Consider the following 9,927-nt stretch of genomic DNA (forward strand, 5'->3'; position numbering starts at 1 on the left):
CCGCACCGACAAGCCCGCCGACAGTGTCGCCGAGGAGACCGGGGAGGTGACACCGGCCTTGACTGCCTGACCCACTCCCGAGGAATCACGCGACGACGTCGTACACCACCTCCAGGGACTTGACCGGTATTCGGCTGCCCGGCAGATCGCTGCGGTCAGATACCACCGGTTGGGGTTGGGCTCGAGAACTTCCAACCGAGCGTGGACGCCCCGAACCGTGCAACCGACCCCGCGTGTCGCACAGCGTGCGACAACTATCTCGGACGACGCCTTCCGGATGCGACAGCTATCTCGGACAACGCACCGACAACGTGGACAAGGACACGGACGGCGCCGACACCGTCCTGGCGACCGAAAGTGTGCTCACCTCGGGGTTTACGGGGATGGCTGCGTAAATGGGATTTTACGTCGCCGACACCGCACAAACCGGGAGTGACATAGACCCAGGGCGCGAAAACGCCCGATATGCACGATTCATCCTGATTTTTTCGGGGCTCCCGCGGCGGACGGCACCCCCGCGACCCTCGCGCCCGGCCCACCCGCGACCAACGCCTCCACCTGCAATGATGACAGAGAACGCCGTCCCGCACCCCAGTCTTCGCCGAGGTGAGAGACCGCACGAAATTGCCGGCGGGCAACCTGGGGGAACGTCACTCGAGGTCAGCGGTAGGCCGCACGAAATGTCAGCAGGATCCGGGCATGTTCCGGTCGCTGAGCTGGGAGTATGCACACCGCGAGACCTGGCCGAGAGCAGCTCGTGGACGTTGTCGCGAAACGCCCTCCCGGCCCGACCCGAGCTGCCACGTCCGCCGCCAGGTTCGATGAAGACGGGTTTTCTAGGTGCGCCGCGGGAGGAAATTCAGCCGCGGTAGGTGCCGGTGAACAACAAGGTGGCCAGGGCGGCGGCGTGCGCCGGGTCGGCGACGCAGGCCCGGATCCGGGCGATGACCTGCTCGGTGAGCGGGGTCGTGGTCAGGCCCATGCCACCATGTAAAGGTTCGGTGGCCACGCCAGCGGCAGACCGCGCCGCTCGACCGCGGCGTGGGAGCCGGGGTGACGGTGTAGGTGCGGCCGGACTGTCGGCGACCACCTACTCGAGGCAACCCCTTGTCCTGCTGGGCGCGCGAAAGTTCGAGGTCAAGACCTGGCCACCGTTCCATTTCGTATTACACTATTATCTATGGCTGACGAGATGATCAACGGAATCCCCGTCACCGACGAGATGATCGAGGAGTGGGCAGACGAAGCCGAGGCGGGCTACGACGTCGCCGCCCTGCGGAAACGTGGCCGCCCGACGATCGGCGAGGGCCCTGGAACAGTGGTTCCGGTCCGCATGGACGAAGCTTTGTTGAAAGCACTGAACGCGCGTGCCGAACAAGAGCATGTATCCAGGTCCGAGGCGATTCGGCAAGCGATCCGCGCCTGGACCCGGGTCGCGTGAAAGCGCACAAATCCGCCCTCAAGCACGGAATCGACGAAGCCGACAGCATCCACGCAGCCCAGCATTACGTCTATGCAGCCGACCTCGATGACGACCACCCCGCGCGGCAGTTCCGACTCGGTTTCGACCTGAAAGGCCGCCTGCTGGAACTGGTCGTTCTGCGCTTCGACAGCGGTAACGAGCTTCTCATCCACGCGATGAAGGCCCGGCCGCAGTACTTCGATCTACTCCCCTGATTGCTGCCCGCCGGTTGACATCACGGTCCGATGATTACCTTGGAGAGGCTTGTCGGGCCGCCACGTTGCCCGGATCCGAAGAGGGCTTACCCACCATCGGCGAGCAGGCCGAGTACGCCCTGACCTTCGTGTCCGGTTGCGCGAACCGCAGGACATCCCACCTCCCTTCGTTCGGCCGGGGTGCCGTCAGCTGGTGGACATCGGCACCCCCACCCCGGCGCCTGCGTGGGGCGGGGGAACTGCTCGCCCGGACGGGCGGGTGGCGAGCAGGCCCCGTCCCCGGTCGGTACCCCCTGCGTGCCACCCTCGGCGCGCCGACGTTCGTCCGGCACGGCGAAGCGGGCCAGCAGCCGGCACTGACACAGGCAGGCACCGTCGAGTGCACCGGACGTCGAATCGACACCGGAGAACTGAACACCCGGGTTCGGGCATTCCCGGCCCAGCGGGATCGGCGGCGGTCGCACGGTGTGGCGGCGGCCGGACACCGCAGAGCCTGGTCCAGGTCCACGCCCGCAGTGACCGGACCGCCGCGCCTACCGTGGCGCAGGCCGTGGGCGAGAGTGCCTGCCGATCCGATGCGGCGCCCTCAGGTGGTATCCGGCGTGGGTGCTCTCACCGAACCCGCGTGAGCGGCCGGCGTCACCCCCTCGGGCACCTCACCGTCGCACAGAGCCTGATGCGGTGTGCTGCCCCCGAGTTCCGGCTGCGCGCTCGACCTCCACCACGCCACCGGGGGCGGCGACATTCCCGGCCCGGGACACATGGATGCGCCACCGCACCCCACGGCCCGGGGTGGGCCGTGGGGTGCGGTGGGGTTCACGCTGGGGTTACCGGGCGGGGGAGGCCGCCATGGGCGAGGCTGTCGTGGTGGAGCGGTGCAGGAGGGCGTCGACGCTGAACTTTCCGGCGCCGAGGATCACCAGAGGCAGCAGTCCGGCGAGCAGCGCGAGGACGAGTTCGAAGCCGCCGTTGTCGACGAACACGCCGTGGGAGGCGTGCACCAGCACCAGCGCACCGAGCAGGGTGAGCGTGTTCGCCAGCGCCACCACCGGGGTGAGCAGCCCGAGGATCAGGGCGGCGCCGCCGACGATCTCGACGACGGTCACCACTGTCGCGGCAATCGCGGGGGCGGGGATTCCCATCGCGCCGAAGGAGGCCGAGGTGCCGTCGAGGGTGTACTCGTGCAGCTTCTGCCAGCCGTGGGCGAGCAGGATCACCCCGAGGGCGACGCGGGAGACGAGCAAGACGAGGTCGGTCAGGACCGCAGAGGTGGACGCGGGCTGGAGCAGGGTGCGCATGGAGAAGGAACCTTTCGGTGGAGTCGTTGCGGAGGGAGCGGAGGGGTAGTCGTCGAGTACGGGTGCGGTGAGGGTGCCGCCGGGTGCCCTGCTCAGGGGAGGGTGCCGGTGGCGTAGGCGTGGCTGGTGGTGACGATTGCGGCGACCACGTCGAGTTCGGCACGGGTGCGGGGGCCGTAGATCAGCACCATGCCGCGGGCGAGGCGAATGCCCGCCAGCGGGTGGGCGCTCGCCCAGCCTCGGGCGACGGCATCGGCGGCCAGCGCCGGCGGCAGCGCCAGATGCACGGAGCCGTCGTGACCGGGGTGCAGGTGGGCGAACTCCCCGACCTGGGGGACGAGGAAGGCATCGAGCGGGACGTTCGGGTCGGGGTCGACCATGAATCCGCGGGCGCCGGGCACCGAGATCGCGGACGGGCCGGTGGTCACGGCGGGTAGGGCCGCGACGCGGGTGAACAGTTGTTCCTGCAGGTCGGGTGGGCTGTGGTCGGACCGCTGCTGCTGCGGGATCGTCCACGACACCGTCGGCCGGTCCCCGACCCGGTCGGGCAGCGTGGCGCCGGGGAGAGTGGTCCAGGTCGTGCGGCCCGTGGCCGGCGGGGGGCGGCGGGTGAGGAAGTCCAGTCGTTCGGATATCCATCCGGCCAGCTGCGCCACCGTGGCGCGGGGCAGGCCGTGGCCGCCGGGGTCTTTGCGGGCGTAGGTCGGGGCACCGGATTCGCCCAGCAGGTAGGTCCAGGTGCGGTCCAGCAGGTCCCGGGGGATGACGGTGTCGGTCTCGCCTTGGGCGAGGAAGACCGGCACCCCGGCCAGCCGGGCGGCGGTGATCGGGACGCCGGCGTCGAATGGCAGGGTGCCGTAGAGGATCGCGGCGCCGGCGAACCGCCTGGGCTCGTGCAGCAGCAGGCCGCCGGCGAACGCGGCGCCTCCGCTGAATCCGACCAGAATGACCGGTCGCGGTGCGGGCGCGACCTCATCGAGCCAGGTGCGGAACCACGCCATGGTTTGCGCGAGCGAGTCGGCGACCGGTCGGCCGATGCCGCGGTTGGCGAACCAGGCGTAGCCGCCGCCCTCGGCGAGGGGGGCGCGGACCGCCGCGTAGGACGGTCCGGTGGGCAACAGCGGGGCCAGGGCGAGCATGCTGCGTTCGTCGGCGCCGCGGCCGTGCAGCAGGACCACCAGGGGCCGACTGGGATCGTCGCTGCGGTGCCAGGCGACCACGGGTGCGGGGGGAAAGTTCATCAGCGGGCTCCGTCGGTCTCCTGGTCGGCGTCGGTGACGATCCGGCCGGCGGTGCGCACACCGCGCCACCGGGCCAGGTCGGTCTCGAGGTCGAGTGGCTCGACCGGTGCCGCGGTCTCGTAGGCGCCCCAGTGTTCCCGGGGCAGCATCCACATCAGTTCGAACTCGTGGCCGTCGGGGTCGGTGCCGTACACGCTCTTGGTGGCGCCGTGGCTGGACTGCCCGGTGTAGGCGCCGGTGTCGAGCAGCATCCGCCGGGCGGCGGCGAGGTCGTCGAGGGTGTCGAGCTGCCACGCCAGGTGATACAACCCGAGGCCGCGGCGCCTCGGCGGTGCCGCCGGTCCGACGCCGAACAGGCCGAGGTCGTGGTGGTTGTCCGAGGCGGGCAACCGCAGAAACGTCGCGTTCGTGCGCGGCTCCCGGGCCGCGACCTGCATCCCGAACACGTGGGTGTAGAACTGCTCGGCGCGTTCGAGATCGGCCACGAACAGCACGGCGTGGTTCAACCGGACCGGTGCGAACATCACGGCCATCTCCCTTCTCGGGTGAGTACGGTGGGAGCTCGTTCGAGGCTCAGGGTGCGACCGCGAAGCCGCCGGTCCAGGAGATCTTCTCGGCGGCGGCGAGGGTGATCTGCAGGAAGCCGAGTGCCTCGAGTTCCCGGGCGCGGCGCAGCGAGCCGACGTCGAGGGCGCGCAGCCCGGCGCCGGTGACGAGCTGGGCGAGTTGGGATTTGGCGTCGGCATCGTCGCCGGCGAGCAGCACGGTGGTGCTCGCGCCGCCGACGGCGCCCGAGGCCAGGGTGGCTGCAAAGGTGGTGTTGAACGCCTTCAGCACCCGGGCATGCGGCAGGGCGGCCGCGATCTCGGCGGTCGCCGAGGCGTCCGCGGGCACGGTCAAGGCGTCGAAGGTCTCGAAGTTCACCGGGTTGGTGATGTCGACGACGATCCTGCCGGCCAGCTGCTCGCCGCGCTGGGCCAGCACCTGACTCACCGCCGGGTAGGGCACGGCCAACACGACGATCTCGCCGGTGAGCGGCTGGTCGGTGTCGCCACTGCCGAGTAGTTGTACGGTGTTGCCGCTTTTCTCGACGAGGCCGGCGATGGCCGAGCCCATGGTGCCGGTGCCGAGGATGCTCACGGTGGTCACGAGGATTCTCCCTTGGTCCGCCGACACCCATTTGGTTGTCGCTACAACAAAACGTAGCAGACATCAGTTGTAGCTACAACTTTTCTCGGGCACACTGGTCGGTGTGGAGACCAAGTGGCTGACCCGAGACGAACTCGCCGCCTGGGTGCGGGTGGTGGCCGTGCTCGAATTGCTGCCTGGCGTGCTCGACGCCCAACTGCGCCGCGACGCGGAGCTGACCAACTTCGACTACTACGTGCTCGCGATGCTCTCCGAGGCCCCGGAGCAGACCCTGCGGATGACCGCGCTGGCCGCCCAGACCCACGCGACGCTGCCGCGGCTGTCCCACGTCGTGCGCCGTCTCGAACAACGCGGACTAGTCGAACGGTTCCCGTGTCCGCAGGACGGCCGCGCCACCAACGCGCGGCTGACGAGTGCCGGCCGGCGCAAGGTCGAGCAGACCGCACCGGGCCACGTCGCCACCGTGCGTCGGCACGTCCTCGACGCGTTGACCCCCGAGCAGGTCGGCCAGCTCACCGCGATCACCGACGCCGTCCTGCGGCGGCTCGACCCCACCGGAACAATGACCGCGATGTACCGCCGCCACGACGACTCGGATGCGGACGCGCCCACCGACCGGCGCTGACCCCGGTCGGCAAGGGTGGGTCCTCGTGATGTCCCGCATAACCGACCACCGACCACCGACCACCGACTCACCCGAATCCGACCGGATCGGACCCGTAGCGCCCCCGGGCAGACATACCCCGCACCCGCGCCCCACCCGCGGTGCAGTCCGCCTTCGGTGCCTACCGGTCATCCGCCCCCGCGTCGACCGCCGGGCGGCGATCCCGCAGCCGGTAGGGCGGAAATCCGGTCACGCTCGAGAGCGGAATCGCCGCGGCCGCCCGGAATCCCGGGCACTGCGGTGACCCGCGGTACGCGGAGCGGGGAATTCGCCGAGCTGCTCGTGGTCGTCGCTAGCAATGCACCGGCGCTCCGGGATCCGGCCGTCTCCGGCAGGCCGGGCGCGTACCTTCACCGGTTTTCCGCACACCGCGCACCGCTCACCCGAGGTCACCCACGTCTCGTGCGTCATCACGCCACGATAATCCGGGGTAACCGTCTGTTCGTTGACCGCGACCGGGGGCGCGCCCTGCCCGAACGGGCGGCGCAGCAGCCTGTTCGACGTAGGCTGCGAGGTGAGGCTCTCGCCGTCGACGGCGGGTGCGCACCGAGTCGATCCGCGATAGACCCGACGCCCCCTCCGGGGCGCCCCGACCCCGTCGCACCGCGACCGTCCCGGCCGGAATCGAGGACGCTGTGCACGACGATCCGCTCGACCTCGACCAGGAACTCGAACTGCTCACACTCCCCCCGGAGGGGAAGCAGGCACTGCGCGAGGTGGCGGACACGACCGTCCTGCTGCGCGCATACCTGCGGCACGCACGCCACCGAGCGGCCTGGACGATCCACCACGACGCCACCTACCGCCAGCTCCGCGACCACTATCTCGACGCGATCAACAGGGCCGTGCAGCTCGGCGTGTCCACCGGTCTGCTCCGCCGCGCTGCCGGTCTGTAGTGCAACGCAGGCATCCCTGGGCGCAGCATTGCCGGAGTCGACATCGCCGCCTCGTTCTGGGCGGAACCACCTACCACTTGCCTCGAGGTCCCCACGGGTAGCGCCCGATTTTCACGATTTCCGGTCCCTGCCAACGGTGGGGTCCCCGAAGCGAACCGACCACGTCCGACTCGGCCGGTGCGCCGTACCTGGGACGCTTTGCGCTTGGGGTGAGGGTGTCCGGCCCGGACACGCACGAGACGCGCGAGGGCGGACTGGGAGCAGATGGGTTGCCGACGTACCCGTAGACAACCGAGGATCTGCTGTTCGGCGCCTGTCGGATGCCGCGGCCGGACGCGCTCGATCAGCGCCACCTCGAGGCCGACCCACAGGCACCGGGCAACCTACTCGTCGTCGACGTCGATCGCCCCGATCAGCCCGCAGCCGCACGATGAGCGAGGAAGCGGCGCGAAGCCGGACGGCATGAAGGCCCTGGAGGTTCCGGAGGTCCTGGAGGTTCTGCACTGAAGTGAACGCCTCACGCTGCGTCAGCGACGGGAGCCGAGACGTGCACACGTCATCCCACGACCGTCCGGGAAAACGCTGCCCGACTCGATGTTTCACCACGCACGATTCGATGCACCGTGGCCGAGCCTCGAGCCGGGTACGAAGCCCCGGCCACCGAACGGGGTCTGCTTCTCGGGCGATCATGCCGGCGGCAGTGAGGACAACTCCAGGGACCGGTGCTTGCGCAGTGCGGCCGCCTCGGACCCACCGCTACGGCTCGGACCACCGCTACGGTCCCGCCGGTCCTCGGGCACGCCGACGGTGAACCGGCCGAGCACGAGCCCGACCGGCGCCGGGGCCGGTGCCGGTCACGGTCGACGGCACCGGCCCCGGTTCCCCAGCCGCCGGACAGGCCGACGCGCGGGTCAGGGTGTCACTTCAGGGCCTGGCGGGCCGCGGCGAACACCGGCTCGCTGACCGAGGTGACCAGCGCGACGTGTGCCCGGGTCAGCTCACCGAGCCAGCCCGGTCCGCCGACGGCGCCGACCCGCTGCTCCCACGCGAGCAGGGTGTGCAGCGAGTTCTCGTAGGCGTCGAGGGTCAGGGCACCGGTCAACTTCGCGGTCGCCAGGACATTGTCGTCGACGGCACGGAACTGCCGGGCGGGGTCCTGGGCGGTCGCGGCCGGACCGGTCCCGGTCGCGGGGTCGGTCCCCTGAACCGCGAGCGCGGCGGCGATCTCGGTGGCCTCGCTGGCGGCGTCGGCGACGCTCTCGAGTTCGCCGGCGTCGCCGACGGCGGTCGCGGCCGCCGGGGGCGTCGCAGGGGCAGTCTTGGAGGTGGCAGACGCAGTCTTGGGGTTCTTGGGGTTCTTGGGAGCGGGGGGTGTTGCGGGGGACGTCATAGATCTCCTCCGGTGCGGGTCGCGTGTGGACACGGACTCTTGCGACGGTAGTGGAAATCCCTGCCCGCGCATGGGGTTACCTCAGGACACGGCAAGCAGCGCGCCGGTGCCGGACAACCGCCGGCGGTCACTGAGCCTGACCGGTCGTCGATGAACGACACTCGTCTCGATCGTGAACGCTCCGTGAATGCTCGGGGCCGGAGACGTCAGCGTCTCTTCTGCCCGATTCCCGGGCGTTACCGTGCGCCCGTGCACGTTCTGTTCGTCTGCAGCGGTAACGTCTGCCGCTCGGTGATCGCGGAGCGGCTGACGCGGGCCTACGGATGCGGAGCCGGGTGGGTCGATCTCACCGCCGAGAGTGCCGGCACCCGGGCGCTGGTCGGCTACCCCGTCGAGGCGGCAGCCGCGGCGGTGATCGCCGGCCTCGGCGCCGACCCGAGCACCTTCCGCGCCCGCCGCGTGACCGCCACGATGATCGACGACGCGCACCTGGTCCTGGCCATGACCGAGGACCAACGCGACCGGGTCGCCGGCCTCACTGCCGGCGCCGCAGCGAAGTCGTTCACCCTCACCGAGGCGCACCGCATCACCACCGTCACCGGCGCCGACACCGTCGCCCGGCTCGACGCCTGCCGCGACCCCAGCGGCGCGGCGCGCACCCCGAACATCCCCGACCCCACCGGACTGTCCGAGCAGGCCTACGTCGAGACCGGAGACCGCATCGCCGCGGCCCTGCTGCCGCTGCTCGACCTGCTCGCCGCGGGCCGCCGGCACCCCCACCGTGACCGGAGCGCAGCGGCCGGCCAGCCGGCGTCCGGCGGGGTCACAGACCCGCATTCTCGCCGCGGCCGGGGTGAGAAGCCGCCCCGAGGGGTGCGGCAGTAGCTGTGACTGCGGCATGGGGCACCGGCCGACTCGTCGGCAACCGGGCTCCTCGCGTCGACCGAATACCGGCACCCGCGGCCCCACCTTCTCGGCGGCCGCTCTCGCCCCCTTCGACGACCCTCGAAGAGACCCTCACCGTCGCTCCCCGCTCGATCCTCGAGCCGCCCTGGAGGCCGGCGTAGTCGTCAGCGAGCGATGACCGGCCCATCCCCCGCGACTTCGGGTCCGTCCCGGAGCCTCGGCGGTCGCCGGGGCACGGTTGCGGAGCCGACGGTCCGGGTATGCCGGTCGGTACGAGGTCGAGGCGAGGTGAAGTGGCCGGTGATGAACGGATGTGAGCCGTGGTGCACCCATCCTTCTGTGTTCGGAAAAGATCCCGGCGCTCATGTCTGTGCCGGGGTGGCCAGCGAGCCGATCGATCTGCATGCCGAGCCCGGGGAGCTCGACGAGGAGGGGGTGCGTCTGCCTCGGGTCCAGGTGATGCCGCTGCGGCGCGCCCTGTGCGCCCCGGTGGTGTCGTTGCTGTACCGACTGGCCAGGGCCGAGGTGGTGGTGTATCTGACCGCGGACGAAGCGCGCGCCATCGCCGGCGAACTGTGCCGGGCTGCCGACGTCGTCGACGGACACCGATAACCCGGACTGTCGCCCCTCGACGGCCGGGAGACCACGGGCCGGTGCCGGGACGGAGGCCGTCGGCTACTTCGAGCGGCTGGCGTGGTTGCGCGAC

General features: G+C 70.6%; 12 protein-coding genes. 6 read left to right on the top strand and 6 right to left on the bottom strand.

Translation table 11 applies throughout. The annotated features are described in order from the left end of the window. Positions 1 to 859 precede the first annotated feature (859 nt). Positions 860 to 982 (bottom strand): hypothetical protein, encoded by a 123-nt coding sequence (locus G6039_RS31165; protein WP_255326767.1) that lies wholly within the window; start codon positions 980 to 982, stop codon positions 860 to 862. A 198-nt stretch (positions 983 to 1,180) separates the two neighbouring features. Between G6039_RS31165 and G6039_RS28965 the strand changes: the two genes are divergently transcribed. Continuing rightward, positions 1,181 to 1,441, top strand: a complete 261-nt coding sequence (locus G6039_RS28965) for a ribbon-helix-helix domain-containing protein (protein WP_043797886.1) — start codon at positions 1,181 to 1,183, stop codon at positions 1,439 to 1,441. Then, a complete protein-coding gene (locus G6039_RS28970; RefSeq protein ID WP_043797883.1) occupies positions 1,438 to 1,677 on the top strand; it encodes a toxin in 240 nt (79 codons plus the stop codon). The genes G6039_RS28965 and G6039_RS28970 overlap by 4 nt, the downstream gene beginning before the upstream one ends. Positions 1,678 to 2,504: 827 nt before the next feature. On the opposite strand, the gene G6039_RS28975 is transcribed toward G6039_RS28970, so the two are convergent. The 4 genes from G6039_RS28975 to G6039_RS28990 all read right to left on the bottom strand — a co-directional run bounded on the left by G6039_RS28975 (position 2,505) and on the right by G6039_RS28990 (position 5,365). After that, on the bottom strand, positions 2,505 to 2,975 hold the full coding sequence (locus tag G6039_RS28975; protein WP_043797882.1) for a DoxX family protein: 471 nt from the start codon (positions 2,973 to 2,975) through the stop codon (positions 2,505 to 2,507). A gap of 92 nt (positions 2,976 to 3,067) precedes the next feature. Next, positions 3,068 to 4,216, bottom strand: coding sequence for a luciferase domain-containing protein (locus G6039_RS28980; RefSeq protein ID WP_043797880.1), 1,149 nt, complete (start codon positions 4,214 to 4,216; stop codon positions 3,068 to 3,070). Next, positions 4,216 to 4,740 (bottom strand): VOC family protein, encoded by a 525-nt coding sequence (locus tag G6039_RS28985; protein WP_043797897.1) that lies wholly within the window; start codon positions 4,738 to 4,740, stop codon positions 4,216 to 4,218. The genes G6039_RS28980 and G6039_RS28985 overlap by 1 nt, the downstream gene beginning before the upstream one ends. A 49-nt stretch (positions 4,741 to 4,789) precedes the next feature. Next, positions 4,790 to 5,365: an NADPH-dependent F420 reductase gene (locus G6039_RS28990; RefSeq protein WP_043797878.1), complete on the bottom strand. Its 576-nt coding sequence runs from the start codon at positions 5,363 to 5,365 to the stop codon at positions 4,790 to 4,792. Positions 5,366 to 5,468: 103 nt separating this feature from the next. Between G6039_RS28990 and G6039_RS28995 the strand changes: the two genes are divergently transcribed. After that, positions 5,469 to 5,990 (top strand): MarR family winged helix-turn-helix transcriptional regulator, encoded by a 522-nt coding sequence (locus tag G6039_RS28995; RefSeq protein WP_043797877.1) that lies wholly within the window; start codon positions 5,469 to 5,471, stop codon positions 5,988 to 5,990. A gap of 674 nt (positions 5,991 to 6,664) precedes the next feature. Continuing rightward, positions 6,665 to 6,925, top strand: a complete 261-nt coding sequence (locus tag G6039_RS29000) for a hypothetical protein (RefSeq protein WP_152103993.1) — start codon at positions 6,665 to 6,667, stop codon at positions 6,923 to 6,925. Between the two features lie 919 nt (positions 6,926 to 7,844). Here G6039_RS29000 and G6039_RS29005 read toward each other — a convergent pair. Then, positions 7,845 to 8,315, bottom strand: coding sequence for a hypothetical protein (locus G6039_RS29005; protein WP_043797875.1), 471 nt, complete (start codon positions 8,313 to 8,315; stop codon positions 7,845 to 7,847). 249 nt (positions 8,316 to 8,564) lie between these two features. Between G6039_RS29005 and G6039_RS29010 the strand changes: the two genes are divergently transcribed. Both G6039_RS29010 and G6039_RS29015 read left to right on the top strand, forming a co-directional pair. Further along, positions 8,565 to 9,200 (top strand): arsenate reductase/protein-tyrosine-phosphatase family protein, encoded by a 636-nt coding sequence (locus G6039_RS29010; RefSeq protein WP_051446004.1) that lies wholly within the window; start codon positions 8,565 to 8,567, stop codon positions 9,198 to 9,200. Positions 9,201 to 9,599: 399 nt separating this feature from the next. Beyond that, entirely contained in the window at positions 9,600 to 9,833 is a 234-nt protein-coding gene (locus G6039_RS29015) for a hypothetical protein (protein ID WP_043797872.1), read from the top strand. The last annotated feature ends 94 nt before the right edge of the window (positions 9,834 to 9,927 follow it).

Source organism: Rhodococcus aetherivorans (genome assembly GCF_011058165.1).
In the GTDB taxonomy this organism is placed as follows: domain Bacteria; phylum Actinomycetota; class Actinomycetes; order Mycobacteriales; family Mycobacteriaceae; genus Rhodococcus; species Rhodococcus aetherivorans.